Source organism: Pseudacidovorax sp. (assembly GCF_017991995.1).
Lineage (GTDB): Bacteria > Pseudomonadota > Gammaproteobacteria > Burkholderiales > Burkholderiaceae_C > Xenophilus.
Genome location: NZ_JAGOPN010000021.1, coordinates 1 through 21,518, shown reverse-complemented (window position 1 = coordinate 21,518; position 21,518 = coordinate 1). Strand labels below are relative to the sequence as shown.

Genomic DNA, 21,518 nt, shown 5'->3' with positions numbered 1-21,518 from the left:
CCATTCTTGCACAACGTCAACGCGAGGTAAGCGGCAAATGACCCTGGACATCCCTGAGACGGAAGCGGACCTGCTGGTGATCGGCGCCGGCGCCGCAGGCATGACGGCCGCGCTCGTCGCCGCGCTGGAGGGTTTGCGCGTGGTGCTGTGCGAGGCCACCCAGCAGGTGGGCGGCACCACCGGCACCTCGGCCGGCACGCTGTGGATCCCGGGCAATCAGCATGGCGTCGCCGCGGGCCATGGCGACACGGTCGACGCCGCACGCACCTACCTCGACGCACTGATCGGCGAGCCCGACCACGATGGCCGGCGCGAGGCCTTTCTCTCGAGCGGGCCTGCGATGCTGGCGTACCTCGAGGCGCGCACGGCGGTCAGGTTCGCCAGTGCCGGCATGCATCCGGACTACCTCCCACACCTGCCCGGCGCCGCGGTGCGGGGCCGGGCAGTCTCTCCCCTGCCCTTCGATGGGCGGCTGCTGGGCGCCGACTTCGGCCGCGTGCGCCCACCCCTGGCCGAGTTCATGGTGTTGGGCGGCATGATGGTCGGCAAGGCCGACATCGCGGCGCTGGTCGGCCGCTATCGCTCGTGGCAGGCATTCGTCCACAGCGCACGGCTGGTGCTGCGCCACGCCCGCGAGCGCGTCCGCCATCCGCGCGGAGCCCGATGGGTGATGGGCAACGCGCTCGTGGGGCGCCTGCTCCACAGCCTGCGTCTGGCCGGCGTCGAGTTGCGCTTCGGCGCGCGGCTGCGCGGCCTCGAGGTCGAAGATGGGCGCGTGATGGGTGCGAGCGTGGAAGCGCTGGGTCGGACCCAGGTGCTTCGCGCACGTCTGGGCGTGGTGCTGGCCACGGGCGGCGTGGGCCACGACGCGGCGCTGCGGCATTTCCTCGCCCCGCACGGGCCGACCATGCTCGCGCTGGCCGCCGAGGCGGTGCGTGGCGATGGCCTGGGCGCTGCCCGCGCGGCAGGCGCTGCGCTGGCGGGCCTGGAGCGGCCCTTCCTCTGGCAGCCGTCATCGGTGGTGCATCGCAAGGACGGATCGACCGGGCTCTTTCCCCACCTGTTCCTGGATCGCGCCAAGCCCGGCCTGATCGCCGTGGACCGGCAGGGCCGTCGCTTCGTGGACGAGGCGGCCTCGTACCACCATTTCGTCGAGGGCATGGTGCGCGCTGGCGCCGTGCCGGCCTGGCTGGTGTGCAGTACCGCCTTTATCCGGCGCCATGGGTTGGGCGCCATCGCGCCGGGCACGCGCGACCTGCGGCCCTGGGTGGAGCGCCGCACGCTGGTGGTGGCTCCGACACTCGACGACCTCGCGCGATCGCTGGAACTGCCGGCCGCCGCGCTGGCCGACACCGTGCAGCGCTACGACCATTGGGCCCGCCTCGGCAGGGATCCGGATTTCCACAAGGGCGAATCGGTGTTCGACCGTTTCAACGGCGACCCCGGCCATGCGCCGAACCCCTGCGTCGGGCCTGTCGGCCCGGGCCCCTACGCCGCCATAGCGGTCTGGCCCGGGGACGCAGCATCGAGTGCCGGACTGGCCACCGACGCCCAGGGTCGCGTGCTCGACGCGCATGGCCGCCCCATTGAGGGGCTCTATGCCTGCGGCAACGATGCGGCCTCATTGATGCGGGGCCACTATCCCGGACCCGGCACGACGCTCGGCCCCGGCATGGCGCAGGCCTACCGCATCGCGCTGCATGCAAGCGCAATGGCCCGCGGCGACATCCCCTGATCCGGGATCCGCGCCAGGCCACGGCGGCGCATCGCACTCGTCTTTCCGCGCGCAACCCATGCCGGGGTGCTTGACGTGATGTGCGAGCTTCATAGAATTGGTTCTACCACTTTGGCCCAACCAATCAACTTGCCGCATACTGCCGGCCCACGAATCCCATGCTTTCCCGAGAAGACAACGAAACCCTCGTCCGTGTCGGCCCCCAGGCACCCATGGGGCAGTTCATGCGGCTGTACTGGATTCCTTTCCTCAAGTCCTCGGACGTCGCGCCGGACGGCCAGCCGTACCGGGTGCGGCTGCTGGGCGAGGACCTCGTCGCCTTCCGCGACAGCAGCGGCCGTGTAGGCCTCGTGGCGCAGGCCTGCCCGCACCGCGGCGCACCGCTGGTCTTCGGCCGCAACGAGGCCGACGGGCTGCGCTGCGTCTACCACGGCTGGAAGTTCGGCGTGGACGGCCGCTGCCTCGACATTCCCGTCGAGCCGGCCGGCAGTCCGATGTGCAAGCGCATGCGCGTGACCGCCTATGCGGTGCGCGAGCGCAACGGCATGCTGTGGGCCTACATGGGCCCCGACCAGGAGAACCCGCCGGAGCTGCCCGCCGTGGAATGGAACATGGTGCCCGAAACGCAGGTGGCCATCTCCATGCGTGTGCAGGAGTGCAACTGGCTGCAGGCCCTCGAAGGCGAGATCGACTCCGCCCATGCCGCCATCCTGCATGGCCGCGTCGATGTTGGCGGCACCATCAACCAGTGGAAGCAGGGCGCCGACCTCACGCCCACCTTCGAATGCGTGCAGCACGATGCCGGCGTGAGCATCGCCTCCCGCCGCAAGACGCCGGACGGCCAGAACTACGTGCGCGTCAACCAGTTCATGCTGCCCTTCTGGACGCTGGTGCCGCCGCAGGCGCAGTTCCCGGACCTGAGCGGCCATGCCTGGGTGCCGATCGACGACGAGCACACGCTGTGCGTGATGTTCTCGTACACCCCGGCCCAGCCCTTCTACGAGAAGACGCGTCAGGTCTTCAAGAACGGCCATGCGGGCCGCGAGACCGGCCACCACTCCGACGGCGCCTACGAGAAGCGTGCGGTGACGGAGCCATACCACACCTATTGGAGCCGCTTCAACCGCGGCAACGCCTACCACTTCGACTACGCGCAGCAGGTCAGCAAGTACAACTCGGGCATGCCCGGCCTGTGGATCCAGGACGCAGCCTGCCAGTCCGGGGTCCAGCCCATCTACGACCGCACCCAGGAGCACCTGGGCACCAGCGACAGCGGCATCGCGCGCACGCGGCGCGTGCTGCTGGAGGCCGTGCGCCAGCTGAAGGCCGGCACGCCGCCGGTGTCGGCTTCAGAACCCGGGCTCTTCATGAAGCGGGCCGTGTCCATCACCATCCCGAGCGGCGGCGACTGGATGGAACTGGGAGGCGAGCACATGCGCGCCGAGCTGGGCAAGGACTTCGGCTACGCACCCTGAGGCGTCCTCGTGCCGCATCTCAGCACCGCCGCCGTCGACATGCGCGCGGGTTTCGTCCAGCCGCCAGCTCGCCCGCGCGAGAGCAGCGGTCAGATCGGCACGGTAATCTCCGGCGTGCTGGCCTATCTGCGCGAGCGCAGGCTGCAGCCGGGCGACCGCCTGCCCTCGGAACGCGACCTGGCGGAGAACCTGGCCGTGGGGCGCAATGCGGTGCGCGAGGCCCTGGCCATCCTCGGCACGCTGCGGGTGGTGGACTGCCGCCCCAACTCGGGCGTCTACCTGCGCCACATGGGCCGCGACAGCAGCTTCGAGGCGCTGGTGATGCTGGCCGACATGGGCGCCACGCCCACGCCCACCGAGGTGGCCGAGACGATGGAGGTGCGCGCCCATCTCGAACTGCTGGCCGCCGGCCTGGCCTGCGAGCGCCGCACCGAGGACGACCTGCAGCGCATGGAAGGCATCCTGGCCCGCACCCGCGGGATCCTGGCGGGTGGCGGCAACATCGCCGAGGCCGACAGCGAGTTCCACCTCGCCCTGGTGGAAGCCACGCACAACTCGGTGCTCGTGCGCGTGCTCAATGCCTTCTACCGTTTCACCGCATTGCGGCGCGAGGCCCTGTTCCATGACCTGGCGCAGGGCCAGGCCTCGGAGCAGGACCACCGCCAGATGCTGAGCCACCTGCGCGCGCGCAGCGCACCCGAGGCCCAGGCCCTGATCCTGCGCCACATGCAGCGTGCCCGACGCTACTGGACCGACCGGCTGGCCGATGCCGCGCCGGCCCCTTCATCCCAAGAACATTCCGGAGACGCCCCATGACCCTCGCCCCTTCCAGCCGATTCAGCCGCCGCGCAGCCCTGGCCGCCATCAGCCTGCTCGTCGTCGGGGCGGCCTTCGCGCAGTCCTATCCCAGCAAGCCGATCCGCATCGTCGTGCCCTATGCCGCCGGGGGCAGCACCGACCAGCTGGCGCGGGCCATCCAGCAGCCGATGAGCGAGTTCCTGGGCCAGCCGGTGATCGTCGACAACAAGCCCGGCGCCGGCGGCACCATCGGCGTGGACAGCGTCGCCAAGGCAGCGCCGGACGGCTACACGCTGGTGTTCGGCAACAGCGGACCCAATGCCATCGTCTCGCTCATGCGCAAGGTGCCCTATGACGAGCTCAAGGACCTGCGGCCGATCTCCACCGTGGCGATCACGCCCATGATCCTGGCCGTGCCCACCGACAGCCCGGCACGCACGCTGAAGGACTTCATCGCCTACGCGCACAAGGAGGGCCCGGCGCTCAACTTCGGCTCGGTGGGCAACGGATCGCTGTCGCACCTCACCGGCGCCTACTTCAACGAGCTGGCAGGCACGCAGATGCAGCACGTTCCCTACAACGGCGGCGCGCCCATGACCACCGCCTTCGTCGGTGGGCAGATCCAGGCAGCCTTCGTCACGGGCCTGGATGGCGCGACGCTGCTGGCCTCGGGCCGCGTGCGCTACCTGGCCGTGGGCACCACGCAGCGCAGCGAGGCGGTGCCCGAGCTGCCGCCCATCGCCGAGGTCGTTCCCGGCTTCGAGAGCGTGGCCTGGTTCGGGGTACTGGCCCCACGGAACATCCCCGACGACGTGGCGGCGCGGCTGAACGCGGCCGTGCGGGCGGCGGTGGAACGACCCGAGGTGCGGCGCCTGTTCGCCGAGCGCAAGGTGGAGGCGCGCAGCAGCACGCCCGAGCAGCTGGAGCAACTGATCCGCAAGGAGGCGGCGCAGTGGGGCCCGGTGGTGCGCAAGGCCAACATCCAGATGTGAGCGGCACCCCCATGCAAGCGCACACGCGCCGGGCCGGCGCCACCGTTGCGGCGCGCGCCACCCGCACGCTGCGCGGGCAGGTGGCGGTCATCGGCATCGGCGAAGGCGGCTACTGGCGCCATGGCCAGTCGCCCGACCCCGAATTCAAGCTGGCCCTCAAGGCCATCCTGGCCGCCTGCCAGGACGCCGGTCTGGACCCGCGGGACATCGACGGCTTCGCCTCGTATGGCGACGACCGCAACGACGCCTCGCGGCTTGCGACGGCCCTGGGCATCCACCGCCTGCGCTCGGCCACGATGCAGTGGGGCGGCGGCGGTGGCGGCTGCTGCGCCGCGGTGGCCAATGCCGCCGCCGCCATCACGGCCGGCATGGCCGACTGCGTGGTCGTCTTCCGGGCCCTGGCCCAGGGCGAGCACGGGCGCTTCGGCCAGGTGTCGGGCGTGTCGACCATCTCGGGCGAGAAGGCCTACCTGATGCCCTACGGCGTGCTGGCCCCGCCGCAGCGCTTCGCCATGCGGGTGCAGCGCTTCATGCACGAGCACGGCGTGCAGCAGGCGGCGCTGCGCGCCATCGCCCTGGCCTGCTACCACCACGCGCAGGCCAATCCGCGCGCGCTGATGCACGGGCGGCCGCTGGATGCCGCCCGGTACGACGCCTCGCGCTGGATCACCGAACCCTTCCATCTCTTCGACTGCTGCATGGAGAACGACGGCGCCGCGGCGCTGGTGCTGGTCGCGGCAGAGCGCGCACGCGACTTCGCGGCCGAGCCGGTCTACCTGCTCGGCGCTGCGGCCGGCGCACCGCAGCGCGCCGCCGCCACGGCCCACAACGCCCCCGATTACGGCAGCGCCGGCTACGCCGCCGTCGCCGAAGAGCTGTGGCGCATGGCCGGCCTTGGGCCCTCGGACGTGGGCTCGGTGCAAAGCTATGAGAACTTCACCGGCGGCGTGGTCATGGCGCTGGCGGAGCACGGCTTCTTCCGGCCCGAGGAGGCCAACGACTTCCTTACGCTCGACAACCTCGTGAGCCCCCACGGCCGGCTGCCCCTGAACACCAGCGGCGGCAACCTGGCCGAGTGCTACATGCACGGCCTCGAACTGGTGCTGGAGGCCGTGCGGCAGGTGCGCGGCACCTCCACCAGCCAGGCACCGCGGCGCGATGCCGCGCTGGTGATCGGGGCGCCCATGGTCTCGCCGGTGAGCAACCTTCTGTTGGGATCGGAGGCCACGCTGTGAGCGAGACCTCGATCCCGCCGCTGCCCGCCGGCCTACCGATTCCCGTGTCGGAGCCGGACGGCCTCTCGGCCCCGTACTGGCAGGGTCTGTGCGAAGAGCGGCTGCGCGTGCAGCGCTGCACGCACTGCGGCACGTGGCAGTTCGGCCCCGAATGGATCTGCCACCACTGCCATGCCTTCGACCCGGCGTGGACCGAGGTGCCGCCGCAAGGCGTCATCCACAGCTGGACGCGGGTGTGGCATCCGGCGCACGCGGCCCTGCGCGGGCACGGCCCCTATCGCGTGGTGCTGGTCGCGCTGCCGCACGCTGGCGGCGTGCGCATGGTGGGCAACCTGCTGGGTGACCCGATGCAGGATGTCGCCATCGGTGCTGCGGTGCAGGGCGTTTTCGCGCACCATCGCGACGCGCAACCTGCGTTCTCGCTGCTGCACTGGCGGCTGTGCGAGCGGTAGCCACCGAACCCTGCCCCTTCACTGCAACATCTCTCCATGCCCATCGACCCAGCCTCCACTCGTGGCGAGCCTGCGCCCGCCGCCGCCGAGCCCGCCCTGGCCCTCCAGGCCCTGCTCGACCAACGCTACAGCTGCCGCGGCTTCCTGCCGCAGGAGGTGCCCCAAGCCACCATCGAACGCATCCTGCAGCTGGCCCAGCGCACCGCCTCGTGGTGCAACGCCCAGCCCTGGCAGGTGGTCGTCACCCGCGGTGCGGCCACCGGGCGCCTGCGCGAGGCGCTGCTCGCGGCGCAGACCCAACCGCCCCAGCCCGACTTTCCCTGGCCGCGCGAGTACCACGGCGTCTACCAGGCACGGCGCCGCGAGTGCGGCCTGGCGCTGTACGACGCCGTCGGTGTCGCCAAGGGCGACCGCGAGGCCTCGGCCCGGCAGGCGCTGGAGAACTTCCGCTTCTTCGGCGCACCGCATGTGGCCATCGTGACCAGCGACGAGGCGCTGGGCGTGTACGGCGCGGTGGACTGCGGCGCCTTCGTCTCCAATTTCATGCTGGCCGCCACCAGCCTGGGCGTGGCCACCGTACCGCAGGCGGCGCTGGCCTCGCGCGCGGACGTGCTGCGCGCGCAGCTGGGCCTGGCGGCCGATCGGCGCGTGGTCTGCGGCATCTCCTTCGGCTTTGCGGACGAAGCGCATCCGGCCAACGGCTTCCGCACCACGCGCGCGGGCCTGGACGAAGTGCTGACCTGGGTAGAAAGCTGAGCGCCTGCGGGCACAGGCCAGGGCGCCTTGTGCTGCGGTCTCCCCTCATGGCAGGGCGTGGGCCGGGTGGCATGATCCCGGCCCGGCCTCCGGCCGGTTCCTGAAGCATTCCAACACCTAGACAGACAGGACCCTCGCCATGACTCTCGCCCCTTCGCGCCGCCGTGCGCTGCTCGTCGCCCTCTCCACCGGCCTGCTGGCCGCCGGCGCCTCGGCGCAGCAATGGCCCACCAAGCCGATCCACTTCGTCGTGCCCTTCTCCGCTGGCGGCGCCAACGACCTGATGGGCCGCGCGGCGGCCGACGGCGTCTCCAAGGCGCTGGGCCAGCCGGTGGTGGTGGACAACAAGCCCGGCGCCGGGGCCGTGCTGGGCACCGATGTGGTCGCCAAGAGCGCGCCCGACGGCTACACCTTCCTCATCAGCGCTGCGGGCGTGGTCTCCAACAGCATGATCCGCAAGGTGCCCTACAAGGACAGCGACCTGGTGCCGGTGGCCATGATCGGCCTGGCACCCTCGGTGATCGTGGCGCCCGCCAACTCGCCCTACAAGGACCTGACCGACTTCGTGAACAAGTCCAAGCAGGGCCAGGGCCTGCACTTCGCCACCGCCGGCACGGGCAGCACGCCGCACTTCGTCGAAGGCCTGCTGGAAAAGAACTACGGCGCCAAACTCGACGTGGTTCCCTACAAGAGCGGCTCCGAGTCGATCACCGCCGTGCTCAGCGGCCAGGTCGACGCGACGTCGGAGGCCAGCATCGTGGTGCTGCCTTACGTCAAGGCCGGCAAGCTCAAGGCCCTGGCCACCACCTGGACGCAGCGCATCTCGGCCTATCCCGAGCTGCCCACCGCCGTGGAGCTGGGCTTCAAGGACATCCGCATCGCCCACTGGGCCGGCGTCCATGCGCCGGCCGGCACGCCGCCGGCCATCCTCGACAAGATGGCCGAGGCCGTGGACAAGGCCATGAAGGACCCGGCCACCGTGCAACGCCTCAAGGGCATGGGCATTGAGCCCATCGGCGGCACGCGCACCAGCTTCGTCAAGTTCGTCGACGAGGAGCGGGCCCGCCTGGGTGCGGTGGTCAAGGCCACCGGCATGAAGGAAGAGTGAGCGCGGCGGCCGGCCCGCGCCGGCCAGCCTGAACGGCGTCTGAAACGCACGGTCAGGAAGGATTCACGGCGGACTCCTAGCATCCGCCGCCATGCTGACCGACCCTTCCCCGGCGCCCGTTCATCCCGCGTTCACGCGCATGCGCCGTGACGGGCGGCGCGTCGGCGCATGCGGATGCGGGGTGGCGCGATGACCCGCCCCGACATGGCCCTCTTCCTCGCGATGACGGCCGGCAGCTCGCCCACGCCCTGGCTGCTGTCCATTGCCAGCGCACTCGCGCGCTTCGGTCCCTGGCTCAGCGCGGCCGTCATGCTCGGCGCCGGCCTGCGCCACCGCGACGAACGCGGCTACCTGCTCGCGCTGCTGTGCATGGCGGCGATCGGCTCCCTGGTGGCCCATACGCTGGCCAGCGCGCTGGGCTATCCCCGCCCCTTCATGCTGGGCCTGACACCCAGCCACCTGGCCCATGGCGGCAGCGACGGACTGCCGAGCACCCATGCCACCGTGATGGGCCTGGTCGCCTTCGGCCTGCTGGTGCGCCGGCCGCTGCGCCGGTATGGCCTGGCGGCCATGGTCCTGGCGCTTGCCACGGGCTGGGCCCGCATCCATGTCGGCGTGCACTTCCCGCTGGACGTTGTGGCGGGAATGGGGCTTGCCGCCGCGCTGCTGACCAGCTTCCTGGCTCTGCAGTGGCAACTTCGGATCCGCCTGGGCGCCCGCCCCGCCCAACCGGTCGCGCCGCCGCTCACGCCACCGGTCATCGCCCCTTCGCATCGAGAGAAACCGCTGCCATGAATGCCGCCGTGCACGCCCCCACCGCACGCCTGAAGGTCGTCGAGACCGACGAGGTCGTCGCCCAGCCCCCCGTGCAACTCGCCGCGGCGGCCCTGTCGTGCGTCATCCCCTGCTTCAACGAGGCGGCCAACCTGCGCCTGCTGCTGCCGCTGCTGGAGCAGCTGCTGCAGGGCATCGGCCTGCGCTGGGAAGTCATCGTGGTGGACGACGGCAGCAGCGACGACACCTCCGACGTGGCACGCACCTGGTGCCAGCTGGCGGGCTTCCGGCTGGTGCGGCTGTCGCGCAACTTCGGCAAGGAGGCCGCGCTGAGCGCCGGACTCAAGGCCGCGCGCGGCGATGCCGTGGTGCTGCTCGATGGCGACCTGCAGCATTCGCCGCAGCTCATCGGCAAGATGGTCGAGCAGTGGCGCAGCGGCGCCGAAGTGGTCTACGCGGTGCGCGAGAACCGGGCCGACGAAGGCGCCCTCAAGCGCGTGGGCACGCGGCTCTTCTACCGGGCGGTGAACATCTCCAGCCGCACGCCGCTTCCCGAGGACGCGGGCGACTTCCGGCTGATGGACCGCAAGGTGGTGGACGCCCTGCTGGCACTGCCCGAGCGCAACCGTTTCATGAAGGGCCTGTACGCCTGGGTGGGCTTCAAGACGGTGGCGTTGCCCTACACGCCGGCCCCGCGGGCCGAAGGGCAGAGCCGCTTCGGCGCGCTGCGGCTGCTGAACCTGGCGCTGGACGGCATCACCTCCTTCACCACCTGGCCGCTGCGGCTGATCAGCGTGATCGGGCTGCTGCTGGCCGTGCCGGCGCTGGGCTATGGCGTCTTCCTGGTGTTGAGCCACTTCATCTCGGGCAGCGATGTGCCAGGCTGGTCCACCATCGTCGTGAGCCTCATGTTCTTCATGGGCATCCAGCTGGTGTCGGTGGGCATCGTGGGCGAGTACGTGGGCCGCATCTTCGAGGAGGTCAAGGCCCGGCCGCTGTTCCTCGTGCGCGAGGAACACGGCCACGGCCTCGCGGAGCGCACGCCGTGAGCGCCGCCGCGCAAGCGCGCGGCACGTCGTCGTGGTGGAAGGGGCATGCCGCCTTCCTGCTGATGGTCGGCGTGTGGCTGGCCTGGACAGCCGGCCTGCGACCGCTGACCGCCCCCGACGAGGGCCGCTATGCCGGCGTGGCGCGCGCCATGCTGGCGTCCGGAGACTGGCTGGTGCCACGGCTCAACGGCCTGCCCTTCTTCCACAAGCCGCCGCTGTTCTACTGGCTCGGCGCCGGGGCCATGCAGCTCTTCGGCGTGCACGAGTGGGCCGCGCGCCTGCCTTCGGTACTGGGCGCCTGGCTGGCGGCCGCATCGCTCTACACCTTCCTGCGGCGGCATGCCGACCTGCGCCTGGCGCGCGGGGCCACGCTGGCGCTGTGCACCAGCCCCTTCTTCTTCGTCGGCGCCCAGTTCGCCAACCTCGACATGCTGGTGGCCGGCTGCATCACCGCCACCATCGCCTGCGCCGCGGATGCACTGCTGTGCCTGGACGAGGAGCGCCCCTGGCGCGCCGCCCTGGCGCTGGCCTTCGCCTCGGCGGGGCTGGGCCTGCTGGCCAAGGGGCTGATCGGCGTGGTGCTGCCGGGCGGCGTGATCGTGCTGTGGGCCCTGCTCACACGCCGCACCCGCGTGGCGCTGCGCATGGCCGTGTGGTGGCCGGGCTGGCTGCTGATGGCGCTCGTCGCCGGACCGTGGTTCGTCGCCATGCAGCTGCGCTACCCGGAGTTCTTCGACTACTTCGTCATCACGCAGCACTTCCGCCGCTTCGCGGCCAGCGGCTTCAACAACGAGCATCCGTTCTGGTTCTATGCACCCGTGGTGCTGGGCCTGTGCCTGCCCTGGACGGCATGGCTGCTGCTGTGGTGGCGCAAGGCCGCGCCGGCGCCCTCGCGCGGCGCCCAGGGCCTGCCGCTGCTGATGCTGGTGTGGATGGGCGTGGTGGTGGTGTTCTTCTCGCTGCCGCGCTCCAAGCTGGTGGGCTACGTGCTGCCAGCCCTGCCGCCCCTGGCTGCCCTCGTCGCGCTGGGCCTGGAGCGCGCCCTGGCAGGCTCGCCGCGGCGCGCCAAGGTGCTGGGCGCCACCGGCGCGCTCGCCGCCCTGCTGTGCGTGGGGGGCGTGGCGGCGGCCGGGCATTACGGCACCCCTCCCGACGCCCGGCTGCAGCTGCCCGCGGGCGAGTCCGTGCAGCCCGGGGATCGCGTGGTGATGCTCGACCACTACTTCTACGAATTGCCCTTCTACTGGCAGCTTCCCGGCCCCGTCACCGTGGCGTCCGACTGGCGGCCGGCCGTGGCCCAGGCCAGCGACAACTGGCGCAAGGAACTGGCCGACGCCGGCGCCTTCGAGCCCGCGACCCGGGCCACGTGGCTGCAGGGCGTCGACGCCCAACCGGCGCGGATCTGCGCCCCAGGCCGCACCTGGGTGATCGGGCCCTCCAACGCGCAGCTCGTCGCGCCCTGGGTGCTGGGCATGCAGTTGGTCACCTTCAACACCGAGATCGCGGTCTGGCGCCACGACGGCCGCGCGGGCGAGGGGCCGGACTGCCTGTCGGGTCACGGCACGCCCGGTGCACTGCCTGCCTGGGCCGGCGCCTCATGAGCCCACCGCACCCGGTCTTCCTGCGCCGCCTGTGCGTGTGCGCCGATGACTTCGGCCTGAGCCAGGGCATCGACCGCGCGATCCTGGCGCTGATCGACCAGGGCGTGGTCACGGCGACCAGTTGCATGGTGCTGCGCCAGGCCTGGGCCGCCGACGCGCCCTTGCTGCGCACCCGCACGGCCGCCCGCGTCGATGTGGGCCTGCACCTGGACCTGACCAACGTGGACGGCACCGCCCGCGAGGCCAGCCTGAGCGGCCTGGCGGCACGCAGCATGCTGATGCCCCGCGGCGTCGAACACTGGGGTCCCATCCTGCGGCAGCAGCTGGACCGTTTCGAGGACGCGATGGGCCGGCCACCCAGCCATGTGGACGGCCACCGGCATGTGCACCAGCTGCCGGGCGTGCGCGAGACGCTGGCCGAACTGCTGAACCAGCGCTACGGCCGTGCACTGCCCTGGCTGCGCGGCACGCGGCCCGGCCCGGCATCGGGCGCCGTCGCCTTCAAGCAGCAGCTCATCCACCGCCTTGGCGGCCCGGGGGCGCGGCGGCTCGCCCGGCGCCGGGGCATTCCCCTGAGCCATCGCCTGCTGGGCGTCTACGGCTTCGACCGCGACGTGCAGGCCTATGCGCGGTCGCTGGACGCGTGGATCGCCCAGTGCCGGGACGGCGATGTGCTCATGTGCCACCCGGCCATCGGCTCGGCCCCTTACGACGGCATCGCCGCCGCACGCCAGATCGAGTTCGAGGCACTCAGCGCGCTGAGCCCCGCGCTGGTGGAACAGGGCTGGGGCGTGCGGCTTTCGCCGCAGCCCGTGCGCGCGGGGCGCTGAGCGCCGGTGCCGCCCCGGCGGCGTCTGGCGCGGACGAGCCCGCCTGTCTGACCGCGTTCTCGGTCTCCTGCAGGTGGCGGTCCATCAGCGCGATGGCGGTCGCGGCGTCGCGCGCGAGCACCGCGTCGACGATGGCCTGGTGCTCGGCATTCACGTCCCGCGCCTGAAGGTGCGCACTCTCCAGCCGAATCTTGCGATAGCGCTGGGAATGGTCCGCCAGCTGATTCCAGAAGCGCAGCAGCCACTGCGAGGTGCACGCACCCACCAGCGCGGCATGGAAGGCGCGGTGGTGCACTTCCCACTCCGAGGCCATGGCGTCGCTGCGGCTGAAGTCGGGCAGCGGCGTCCGGTGCAGCACGTGCAATGCCGCCACGATGCCGGCCTCCCACCGCGCATCGCCATGGGCGATGGCATCGGCCAGGCACAGCCGCTCGATCTCGCGGCGCGTGCGGGTCAGGTCGATGAGTTCGGCCGGCGACGACTCCACCACACGCGCACCCCGATGCGCCTCGATCGCCACCAGCCCCTCGCTGCCCAGGCGGGCCAGCGCCTCGCGGATCGGCGTCAGGCCGAGCTGGAAGCGCTTGTCCAGGTCGGCGGCGCGAAGCCGCTCGTTGGGCGCCAGCTCGCCACGCAGGATCTCCTGGCGCAGCCGCTCGTAGGCGCGCTCCGTCCGCGAGCCGGAGGCGTCGGGCACAGGTTCGTTTAACACGGATGCCTCCATGAAGTAAATACGCCATTATACGAACGGCAATATTTCATGAAACTTGTAGATTTCATGAAATCCGAGGCGCCACATGAAAAACGCATCGGTTCATCCGTCCCTTTTGCCGCTTCGCATCCCTGTCCTTCCGTCTCATGACCTCTGCACGTCCCCTCCCCTGTCTTGTTGCCCTGGCGCTTGCGAGCGCGGCGACCTCCTCCCTGGCGCAGAGCAGCGTCACAGTCTATGGGCTGGTCGACCTCGGCTTCGTGCGCGAAAGCGGCGGGCCGGGCAGCGCCGAGGCCAGCAAGCTGACCAGCGGGGTCTCCGCCGGTTCCCGGCTCGGCTTTCGGGGCGCCGAGGATCTCGGCGGCGGGCTCTCTGCCGTCTACCGGCTGGAGATGGGCCTGAATGCCGACACCGGCACCCTGGGCCAGGGCGGCCGCGGCTTCGGCAGGGAGTCGTGGGTCGGCCTGCAGGGCGACTGGGGCCGCGTGCTGCTGGGCCGGCAGTACACGCCGGTGGCCTTCCTCCAGGCCGAGTCCGACCCCTTCGGCACCGGGCTGGCGGGTGATTCGGCCAACCTGATCAGCCCCGGCGGCGCCGGCGGCAGCAACCGCATGGACAACACCGTGCGCTACGCGCTGGAGACACGCCAGGGCTTCACCGTGGACCTGGCCTACGGCTTCGGCGAGAAGACCAACGACGCCAGCCTCGCGCGCGAGTGGGGCGCCGCCGTCGGCTACGTCTCGGGGCCGGTGTACGTCAAGCTGGGCCATCACAACGTCAACGACGCCAACGGCAGGCCGGGCAGCATGAGCCTGCTGGCGGCCAAGTACGACTTCGGCCTGCTCACCGCGCATTTCAACTACGCGATCAACAAGGGCTCGTCGGTGTTCGGGGTGCTCAACCGCGATTCGCGCGACGTGCTGCTGGGCGTCTCCGTGCCCTACGGAGCCGGCCGGTTTCTTGCGTCGTACATCCGCAAGGACGACCGCACCCTCGCCAACAACGATGCCAACCAGTGGGCCGTGGGCTACGTGCACAACCTTTCGCGGCGCACAGCCCTGTACGTGTCCATCGCACGCATCCACAACAACGCCCCGGCCGGCTCCGCCACCGGCTTCTACCGCGTGGGCAACGCCACCGAGCAGGGACTGGGCAGCCGCGCCTTCAACGTGGGCGTGCGCCATGCCTTCTGAGCGTCTGCCCGTCCGCCTCCGCCCTCATCCCCTCTGCCCATGAACCCGCACATCGCCATGAACCGCCGCTTCCTCTGCCAGCACCTGCTGGCCTGCGCTGCCGCCCCGCTCGCGGCCATCGCACCGCTGCCCGCCTTCGCGCAGGGCACGGCCGGCTATCCCGCCCGGCCCATCACGCTGGTCGTCGGCTATCCCGCTGGCGGCGACTCCGACGTGCTCGCCCGCTTCCTGGGCGAGAAGCTGTCGGCGCGGCTGGGTCAGCCCGTGGTGGTCGACAACCGCACGGGCGCCGCCGGCACCATTGCCGTCAACTACGTCTCGAAGGCGCCGCCCGATGGCTACACGCTGCTGGTGGCGCCCAACACGCTCGCCATCACCCCGCATGTGCTGCAGACGTCACGGACCGCCCAGGTGGATCCGGCCACCGACCTCACGCCGATCATCCAGCTCGCGAGCCAGTCGCTCTTCGTGGTGGTGGCGTCGGACACGGGCGTCAAGACCATGAAGGAGCTGCTCGCCAGCGTCAAGGCGGGCCGTATCCGCAGCTATGCGAGTCCCGGCTACGGCTCGCCCATGCATATCCTGGCCGAACTGGTGGACAAGTCCGCCGGCGTGAAGATCACCCAGGTGCCCTACCGCGGCAGCATGCCGGCCATCGCGGACATGGTCGCCGGCCAGGTGCCGATGATGTACACGTCGCTCGGACCGGTGGCGCCCTACATCGACAGCGGCAAGCTCACCTTGCTGGCCGTGGCCGATGCCCAGCGCTCGCCCTTCCTGCCGCAGGTGCCCACGCTGGCCGAGGCCGGCGTACCCCATGCCGAGATCGGCGCCTGGCAGGCGCTGCTCGGGCCCAAGGGCCTGCCGCCCGCGCTGGTCGCGCTGCTGAACCAGCACTTCAACGAGATCATCCGCATGCCGGACGTGGTGGCGCGCATGAAATCGATCTCGCTCCAGCCCGAAGGCGGCCCGCCGGACAGAATGAAGAAGCTCGCCGAAGACGACTACCTGCGCTATGGCAGGCTGGTCAAGGAATTCGGCATCCGCGCCGAATAGCGCGCGTGCCCACTGCAAGGACCCTGTGACCTTCCTCGACATCGACGCCCTTTCCCCCCAGCCGCCCCTGCCGTTCAAGGCAGCGGCGGAGTACGCCGAGACCGTGCTCGGCTGGGCCCGTGAGGTGCCCGCCGCCCTCGTGCAGGTCCGGAACGTGCCCTACGGCGACGACCCGGCACAGCGCTACGACGTGTACGGCGCCCCGGGGATGCGCGACGCACCCGTGCTGGTCTTCTGGCATGGCGGCGGCTGGACGCATGGCCACAAGGAATGGTGCGCCTTCATGGCGCCCGTGGTGGCCGCGCTGGGCATGCGGCTGGTCACGCCGGGCTACCGCCTCGCACCCGCGCACCGTTTGCCGGCCGCCCTGGACGACAGCCTGGCTGCCTTGTCACACATCGCCCGTCATGCAGCCGGATTCGGCGGCGATCCGCGGCGGCTCTATCTGGCCGGACATTCGGCGGGCGGCCACCTCGCGGCCCTGGCGGCACTGCGCACCGCCGACGCGCAGCGCGCTGGCGTGCCGTCGCAGGCGATACGCGCCTGCCTGCCGCTGAGCGCCATCCTCGACCTGCACCATCCGCTGCCGCCCGCCGGCAGTCTGGAGGAGCGTGTCTACAGCCATGTGCTCCTGCATGCCGACGACGACGCCCCGCTCAGCCCCCTGTGCTGGACGGCGGGCAACCGAATTCCCATGCACCTCGGCTGGGGCGCGCAGGATAGCGATCGGGTCCAGCGGTCCAACCGCCGCACAGCCGCCCTGCTGGCCCTGCAGCCGGGCGGGGTGAGCACACACGAGATGCCACTGCTGGACCACTTCGGCACCCATCTGGCGCTGCGGGATCCGCAGGCGCCGTGGTACGGGGCGCTGCTCAGGCTCGTGGCACAGACCGGTTGAAGCGCGGGCCTGCGCCGGGCCGCCGGCCGCTCACAGCCCGTGGCGGCGGTGCCACTCGGCGAGCGACTCCTTTGGAAAGTGCTCGAAGTGCGCGTCGCCCGGGCGGCCTTCCACCTGCACCCACGGGGCCTTCGAATCGAGCAGCATGTGCACGTTCTCGGGCGGCACCGGCAACGGCGTGTCGATGGCGCCGGCATGCGGGTGGATCAGCTCGGGCCAGGTCTTGTCGTACAGCCACAGCGCCGTGCCGCAATGGCCGCAGAAGTGGCGCTGACCTGTGCTCTCCTTGCCGTCGATGCGGGCGCGATAGACCCGCACCGCGTCCTGGCCGCTGTGCAGTTGGAAGGTGCGGGCATCCGCGCCCAGGTTGATGGCGTAGCCGCCCGTTCCGGCAGTCTTGCGGCAGATCGAGCAGTAGCAACGCATGAAGGGCACCGGCTCCGTCGACTCCACGCTGAAGCGCACGCGCCCGCAATGGCACGATCCGTCGAGATGCATGGGCAGGACTCCTGGGAAAGTGAGGAACTCTCAAGCCTAGGACATCGCGAGAGGTACCACGTCGGGCGGATGGCCGATGCCGCCGTAGGCGTCGGCCACCCTTCGCGCGTTCGGGCTTCATCTCCTGGACGATGCCCCTGCAACCTCAATCCACCTTCACCTGGAACAGCACGGCGCCCTCGCCACCGCTGCTGAGGGTGCCGGTGAAGGTCCAGGTGATCGGGCCAATGCCGCCTGCGGTCTGCGCCACGTCGCAGCCCACCGGCACCGCCGGCGTCGAGGACGTCCCTGCATTGACCGGCGTCACCTTCGTGCACGCCGTCAGGCTCGTGGGCGTGGTCTCCGTCTTCGCCTGCACAAAGGTCGTGTACCCCGGCGTCGTGTCGCTGATCACCAGGCTGTTGATCGGCGACAGCGCGGTGTTGGCGTACTTGATCCGGTACTCCAGCACCTCGCCCGACTTGGCCTGGTTGTTCGGGCCGAAGGTCGTCACGCCCTGCGTCACGTTGCGCACTTCCTTGGTCAGCTGCAGCGCCGAGTTGCTTACCGTCGTGGTGTCCGTGGCCGCAAAGCTCGCGCTCAGGCCCGGCGCCGCATTGGTGAACGTCAGCGTGGCGGTCACCGGAACGGCGTTGCTGCTGCCCTCGGGTGCGGTGGCCGGCACCTGCTCGTGCACCAGGAAGCACAGCTGCTGCCCCTGCACCACCGTCAGCGTCGTCGAGGCGCCCAGTTGCTGCGCCGACAGGTCCAGCGCGCCCGTGCAGTTCGCGTCCAGGTAGGCCGCCTCGCTCCAGCCCGTGACGGTGCTGGGCGTCGCCGTGGCCGTGCCCAGCTGCACCTTCAGCGCGCCGCCCGTGCCGGCCGTGAAGGTGTGCGGATGCAGCGCACGCAGCCCTGGCCGGCTCTGCTGGCGGCCCGCCGTGGGAGTGAGCGTGCTGACCGGCACCTGCCCGAAGTTCAGCGTCACCGTGCCCGAGGCAGGGGCGGTGAAGCTCGCCTGCTGGCTGGCCCGGGTGTAGGTGTAGCCCACCCCGCCCACGCTTGTGGCGCTGCCGTCGGGCAGCACCGTGCCTGCGGCGTTGGCGCCGGTGGCCAGGGTGTTGGCCGCCAGCACCGGCTGCACGCACACCGTCTGGCCGATCTGCGCCGTCGGGATGCTCAGGCCGAAGGCGCCGTTGCCGTCGGTCGTCGTGCTCGCATAGATGGTGCCGCTGCAGTTGGTCAGGTTGACCGTAATGCCGCCCACTCCGGCTTCGGAGCCGTTCTGCAGCCCGTCGTTGGGCGTGCCGGTATTGGTGCTGCCGCTGGGCGCGCCGCCGTCGTTGAACACCGCCCCGGAAATGCCGTTGCGGGTGTTGGTGAAGGTACAGGTGATGTCCGCACCCGCCACCATCTGCGCAGTCCCGAGGGTGACCTGCACACCCGAGACGGTGCCCAGAGCGCCCGTGCCGTTGCCGGTGCTGGCGCCGTTGGCGTCCACGCAGCTGATGCTCGCGGGCGTGCTGGGCCACCCGCGCCCGCCGTGACGTCCTTCGCGTTGGCAGAAGTCGCGCCCGCACTGCCCAGGGCCACCCCGTAGGTGCCCAGGACATTGAACGCGCTCTCGTTGGACGTGGCATTCAGGCCCGCCGGCGCGCCGATCACGGCCGTGGGCGCATCGTCCTTGCTGTACGTCACCACGTTGGCGGTGGTGCCCGTACCCAGCGTCGCGCTGCTGTTGACCAGCACGACGAAGCTCAGGGTGCGCTCGTTGCTCACCGGCAGAACCTTGTCCAGGAAAGTCAGCGTCTTGCTGGCGGCGTCGTACTTGAAGTCGACATTGGCACCGTTGGCGCCATTGCCCGTCTCATCCAGCGCCACGCCAGAATTGCTGCTACTCCACACCGCGGAACCCGTCACGTAGGTGAAACCAGCGGTCCTGCCGGTTCCGATGACGTCCTGCAGGTTGAAGGTGCCCACCTGGCCACCCGTGTTGCTGTACGTGATGGTGTAGGTGGTGTACGTGCAGGTTGCGCTGTTGCTGACCGGCCAGGCGGTGGCACAGGACGCACCCGAGGAGCGCTGGCCTTCGGTCTTGGCGGTCGGCAGCGGCCAGGCGCCACCACCCGGTGCAGCCACCGTCGGCGCCGCGATGGACGTGCGCACGTTGAACGCCGCCACATTGGTCAGCGTCACATCATCCTGCACCGTCACCGTCTGGTTCGACGCCGTGTACAGGCCGCTGCTTTGCGGCACCGCCGTCACCAGACCCGAGTCAAAGAGCACCGGCGCGCTCGTGACCGCCGACGCCGGGATGGTGTAGGCCACCACGAAGCCCAGCTTGCCGCCCGCGCTGACCGCCTGCGCAGGGACGCTGCAGGACGTGGGCGGCGATGACGGAGCAGTGGTGCACAGCGGCGTCGGGTTGTCCGCCTTTCCGTCGAAGTCGTTGTCCAGGAAGACCTCGATCTTCTCGAACTTGTTCGCCGACGTCGGCGCCGCCGTGATCAGGAACGAATCCGTCCCGTTACCGGTGTTGACCAGCACGTGCGGCGCATAGATCGTCGCAGCCGTCGAGCCCGTCTTGGTGTTGACGACCCCGCCCGCAGCCACCGACTTGCTGTCCAGCGTGAACGCACCGACCTGCAGCACGGTCGTCAATACCTCGTTTGATTGCGAGAACTGGTCGTCGCCGTTGGGGCCCTTGTACGTGGCCGTTGCCTGGTTGCCGATCTTCAATCCCGCGGGCGGCGTCGCCGCATGCGCAACAGAACTTCCACTCAGGAAGACTGCCGCCAATGCAGCTGCGCCAGCCCACGCCGCATACGGCTTGGCGCCGCCGCGGGTCTGTGGGTGATGGGTTTTCACGTGTTTTCTCCTCTCAAAGGAATGCCGACGTTCACAAAAGGGATAAAAACTGCCTCGCGATACGGCCCTCAGCCGCATCTCCGGGCAGGACGGTGCCGGTCCTCAGAACTCCTCGGCCGCATCCAGCCGAAGCCCCCCTGACAACCCACACGGGGTGTGCGCAGCCGCGCGCGCCCTCCTCGCGCGCAACACGGCCGCGCGCTCGTTCAGCGCTTGGCCGCAGCGCCCGCGGCAGCCGCCGCAGACACGGGCGAGATCTCCTGCGACGGCGCGGCCATCTCCACCTTCGCGCGCGCACTCACCACGGCCTCGGCCCCCGGCGCGAGCTCGTCCAGGCGCCAGCGGATCTGCCGGTATTCGTTCAAGGGCACCGGCTGCATGCGCCCGTCCGCACCCTTGCGCATCAGCGGCTCCGCCTCATAGGTCCCATCGGCCTTGAGCGCGAACTGCACGCCCTTGCCCGGCTGCGCCGTGCGCGCCACGTACTCCAGGCCCTCGGGCAGCGGCAGGTTCGCCGCCACGCCCTTGAGGGCCTGCTTGCTGACGTTCCTGTAGACCGCCCGGTACTCGAGCACGTCCCCAGGGCGCACCCCGTCGACCTCCTCCAGCTTCTCGCGGCCCCGCTCGTCCTTGACCACCTTCTTCTGCGTCAGCTCCACCGTGATGGGCTTCTGCTCGGCCTTCTGCTCGACCTTCGCGGGGGCAGAGGCGGACGCGGACGGCGCAAGCTGCGCAAATGCCGGCACGGCCAGCACCACGCTCAGCAAGGCCGGCGCGATCAGGCGCACGTTCATCAAGGGATTCATCAGGCGGTGTTTCATGGTCTTCACCTCTTTCAGGTCTTCAGGGCTGCTACAGGACAGGGTCGAACACGCCGGCGCCCTCGCAGGGGCGCCGCTCGAAGTCAGGGGCGGCCGCAGCACGCGGCGCACAGGCACAGGCACAGGCACGCATCGGCGCGTCATCCGCCAAGCGCTCCGGAAGCCCGGTCGGCCGCATCCGCACGCACAGGCGAGGCGCCGCGTCGGGCCGCAAGAACAGACTTCGGGGAGATCGGCTGCACCGGCGTACGCGAGGCAGCGGCAGCACCTGCAGCCGCCGCGGCGCTGGCAGGGACAGCAAAGGCGTCCGCAAAGGACGGCGGGATTGAAGATGGGGTGGACGGGGTCATCGGCTCGCCAAAGGACGAGGCCGGCGTCAGTGCAATGGAGCCCGGGGACGGCGTGAGGGCTGCCGCCATGGGCATGCCAGCAACGCCGGCAGCAGCAGCCATCCGGCCCCCCTGCACCATCTGCCCACGCCCGCCCGCCGGCTCGTCGCCCACCCTCAGCCGGTAGCCCCAGCCGTGCACCGACAGGATCGGACACGGCGCGCCCGAACGATCGAGCTTCTTCATCAGCCGCATCAGGATCATGCGCATGCTGCTGGTGGCCAGCGGCTTCTGCCCGAAGTTCGCCCGCGTCTGCGTCAGCAGCTCGATCAGCCCACCCAGCGACAGCGCATGCTGCG

21 protein-coding genes are annotated in these 21,518 nt (G+C 70.6%); 15 read left to right on the top strand and 6 right to left on the bottom strand.

Translation table 11 applies throughout. From position 1 onward, the window contains the following. Positions 1-37: 37 nt before the first annotated feature. From KBC94_RS23845 to KBC94_RS23790, 12 genes are all read left to right on the top strand, one after another. On the top strand, positions 38-1,735 hold the full coding sequence (locus KBC94_RS23845; RefSeq protein WP_294376180.1) for an FAD-dependent oxidoreductase: 1,698 nt from the start codon (positions 38-40) through the stop codon (positions 1,733-1,735). A gap of 158 nt (positions 1,736-1,893) precedes the next feature. Beyond that, positions 1,894-3,210, top strand: a complete 1,317-nt coding sequence (locus KBC94_RS23840; RefSeq protein ID WP_294376177.1) for a Rieske 2Fe-2S domain-containing protein — start codon at positions 1,894-1,896, stop codon at positions 3,208-3,210. 9 nt (positions 3,211-3,219) lie between these two features. Continuing rightward, complete coding sequence (locus KBC94_RS23835; RefSeq protein ID WP_294376173.1) at positions 3,220-4,026, top strand: FadR/GntR family transcriptional regulator; 807 nt, start codon at positions 3,220-3,222, stop codon at positions 4,024-4,026. Continuing rightward, positions 4,023-5,000, top strand: coding sequence for a tripartite tricarboxylate transporter substrate binding protein (locus KBC94_RS23830; RefSeq protein WP_294376169.1), 978 nt, complete (start codon positions 4,023-4,025; stop codon positions 4,998-5,000). The genes KBC94_RS23835 and KBC94_RS23830 overlap by 4 nt, the downstream gene beginning before the upstream one ends. A gap of 11 nt (positions 5,001-5,011) precedes the next feature. Then, a complete protein-coding gene (locus KBC94_RS23825) occupies positions 5,012-6,235 on the top strand; it encodes an acetyl-CoA acetyltransferase (RefSeq protein WP_294376166.1) in 1,224 nt (407 codons plus the stop codon). Continuing rightward, complete coding sequence (locus tag KBC94_RS23820; protein WP_294376164.1) at positions 6,232-6,687, top strand: OB-fold domain-containing protein; 456 nt, start codon at positions 6,232-6,234, stop codon at positions 6,685-6,687. The genes KBC94_RS23825 and KBC94_RS23820 overlap by 4 nt, the downstream gene beginning before the upstream one ends. A gap of 36 nt (positions 6,688-6,723) precedes the next feature. Continuing rightward, positions 6,724-7,443 (top strand): nitroreductase, encoded by a 720-nt coding sequence (locus KBC94_RS23815; RefSeq protein WP_294376163.1) that lies wholly within the window; start codon positions 6,724-6,726, stop codon positions 7,441-7,443. 139 nt (positions 7,444-7,582) lie between these two features. Beyond that, a complete protein-coding gene (locus KBC94_RS23810; protein ID WP_294376161.1) occupies positions 7,583-8,551 on the top strand; it encodes a tripartite tricarboxylate transporter substrate binding protein in 969 nt (322 codons plus the stop codon). A 204-nt stretch (positions 8,552-8,755) separates the two neighbouring features. Continuing rightward, positions 8,756-9,346 (top strand): phosphatase PAP2 family protein, encoded by a 591-nt coding sequence (locus KBC94_RS23805; protein ID WP_294376160.1) that lies wholly within the window; start codon positions 8,756-8,758, stop codon positions 9,344-9,346. Then, entirely contained in the window at positions 9,343-10,374 is a 1,032-nt protein-coding gene (locus KBC94_RS23800; RefSeq protein WP_234195794.1) for a glycosyltransferase family 2 protein, read from the top strand. Before KBC94_RS23805 ends, KBC94_RS23800 begins: the two co-directional genes overlap by 4 nt. Further along, positions 10,371-11,975: a glycosyltransferase family 39 protein gene (locus KBC94_RS23795; protein ID WP_294376155.1), complete on the top strand. Its 1,605-nt coding sequence runs from the start codon at positions 10,371-10,373 to the stop codon at positions 11,973-11,975. Before KBC94_RS23800 ends, KBC94_RS23795 begins: the two co-directional genes overlap by 4 nt. Further along, positions 11,972-12,805, top strand: coding sequence for a ChbG/HpnK family deacetylase (locus KBC94_RS23790; RefSeq protein ID WP_294376153.1), 834 nt, complete (start codon positions 11,972-11,974; stop codon positions 12,803-12,805). The genes KBC94_RS23795 and KBC94_RS23790 overlap by 4 nt, the downstream gene beginning before the upstream one ends. On the opposite strand, the gene KBC94_RS23785 is transcribed toward KBC94_RS23790, so the two are convergent. Next, positions 12,726-13,517 (bottom strand): FCD domain-containing protein, encoded by a 792-nt coding sequence (locus KBC94_RS23785; protein WP_294376150.1) that lies wholly within the window; start codon positions 13,515-13,517, stop codon positions 12,726-12,728. The two genes, KBC94_RS23790 and KBC94_RS23785, sit on opposite strands and share 80 nt — an antisense overlap. 146 nt (positions 13,518-13,663) lie before the next feature. On the opposite strand from KBC94_RS23785, the gene KBC94_RS23780 reads away from it, so the two are divergent. Genes KBC94_RS23780 through KBC94_RS23770 form a run of 3 tightly spaced genes read left to right on the top strand, consistent with a single transcriptional unit; the run spans position 13,664 to position 16,664 of the window. Next, the gene (locus tag KBC94_RS23780) at positions 13,664-14,710 is read left to right on the top strand and encodes a porin (protein ID WP_294376147.1); all 1,047 of its coding nucleotides are present in this window, start codon (positions 13,664-13,666) and stop codon (positions 14,708-14,710) included. Between the two features lie 39 nt (positions 14,711-14,749). After that, positions 14,750-15,766 (top strand): tripartite tricarboxylate transporter substrate binding protein, encoded by a 1,017-nt coding sequence (locus KBC94_RS23775; protein ID WP_294376144.1) that lies wholly within the window; start codon positions 14,750-14,752, stop codon positions 15,764-15,766. A 25-nt stretch (positions 15,767-15,791) separates the two neighbouring features. Beyond that, a complete protein-coding gene (locus KBC94_RS23770; protein WP_294376142.1) occupies positions 15,792-16,664 on the top strand; it encodes an alpha/beta hydrolase fold domain-containing protein in 873 nt (290 codons plus the stop codon). A 30-nt stretch (positions 16,665-16,694) separates the two neighbouring features. On the opposite strand, the gene KBC94_RS23765 is transcribed toward KBC94_RS23770, so the two are convergent. From KBC94_RS23765 to KBC94_RS23745, 5 genes are all read right to left on the bottom strand, one after another. Beyond that, the gene (locus KBC94_RS23765; RefSeq protein WP_294376139.1) at positions 16,695-17,162 is read right to left on the bottom strand and encodes a GFA family protein; all 468 of its coding nucleotides are present in this window, start codon (positions 17,160-17,162) and stop codon (positions 16,695-16,697) included. A gap of 145 nt (positions 17,163-17,307) precedes the next feature. After that, on the bottom strand, positions 17,308-18,492 hold the full coding sequence (locus KBC94_RS23760) for a hypothetical protein (protein ID WP_294376137.1): 1,185 nt from the start codon (positions 18,490-18,492) through the stop codon (positions 17,308-17,310). Beyond that, positions 18,384-20,009 carry a hypothetical protein gene (locus tag KBC94_RS23755; RefSeq protein ID WP_294376135.1) on the bottom strand — a complete coding sequence of 542 codons (1,626 nt, stop codon included), beginning with the start codon at positions 20,007-20,009 and terminating at the stop codon, positions 18,384-18,386. The genes KBC94_RS23760 and KBC94_RS23755 overlap by 109 nt, the downstream gene beginning before the upstream one ends. A 206-nt stretch (positions 20,010-20,215) precedes the next feature. After that, on the bottom strand, positions 20,216-20,830 hold the full coding sequence (locus tag KBC94_RS23750; protein WP_294376132.1) for a hypothetical protein: 615 nt from the start codon (positions 20,828-20,830) through the stop codon (positions 20,216-20,218). Between the two features lie 140 nt (positions 20,831-20,970). Beyond that, a partial coding sequence (locus KBC94_RS23745) for a helix-turn-helix domain-containing protein (protein ID WP_294376130.1) occupies positions 20,971-21,518 on the bottom strand: 548 nt, incomplete at its 5' end.

Bases quoted from the DNA above. Each gene is read 5' to 3' on its own strand.
- KBC94_RS23815 (WP_294376163.1), top strand. From the start codon at position 6,724: ATGCCCATCGACCCAGCCTCCACTCGTGGCGAGCCTGCGCCCGCCGCC.
- KBC94_RS23800 (WP_234195794.1), top strand. From the start codon at position 9,343: ATGAATGCCGCCGTGCACGCCCCCACCGCACGCCTGAAGGTCGTCGAG.
- KBC94_RS23830 (WP_294376169.1), top strand. From the start codon at position 4,023: ATGACCCTCGCCCCTTCCAGCCGATTCAGCCGCCGCGCAGCCCTGGCC.
- KBC94_RS23780 (WP_294376147.1), top strand. From the start codon at position 13,664: ATGACCTCTGCACGTCCCCTCCCCTGTCTTGTTGCCCTGGCGCTTGCG.
- KBC94_RS23810 (WP_294376161.1), top strand. From the start codon at position 7,583: ATGACTCTCGCCCCTTCGCGCCGCCGTGCGCTGCTCGTCGCCCTCTCC.
- KBC94_RS23750 (WP_294376132.1), bottom strand. From the start codon at position 20,830: ATGAAACACCGCCTGATGAATCCCTTGATGAACGTGCGCCTGATCGCG.
- KBC94_RS23805 (WP_294376160.1), top strand. From the start codon at position 8,756: ATGGCCCTCTTCCTCGCGATGACGGCCGGCAGCTCGCCCACGCCCTGG.
- KBC94_RS23765 (WP_294376139.1), bottom strand. From the start codon at position 17,162: ATGCATCTCGACGGATCGTGCCATTGCGGGCGCGTGCGCTTCAGCGTG.
- KBC94_RS23790 (WP_294376153.1), top strand. From the start codon at position 11,972: ATGAGCCCACCGCACCCGGTCTTCCTGCGCCGCCTGTGCGTGTGCGCC.
- KBC94_RS23825 (WP_294376166.1), top strand. From the start codon at position 5,012: ATGCAAGCGCACACGCGCCGGGCCGGCGCCACCGTTGCGGCGCGCGCC.
- KBC94_RS23840 (WP_294376177.1), top strand. From the start codon at position 1,894: ATGCTTTCCCGAGAAGACAACGAAACCCTCGTCCGTGTCGGCCCCCAG.
- KBC94_RS23845 (WP_294376180.1), top strand. From the start codon at position 38: ATGACCCTGGACATCCCTGAGACGGAAGCGGACCTGCTGGTGATCGGC.
- KBC94_RS23775 (WP_294376144.1), top strand. From the start codon at position 14,750: ATGAACCCGCACATCGCCATGAACCGCCGCTTCCTCTGCCAGCACCTG.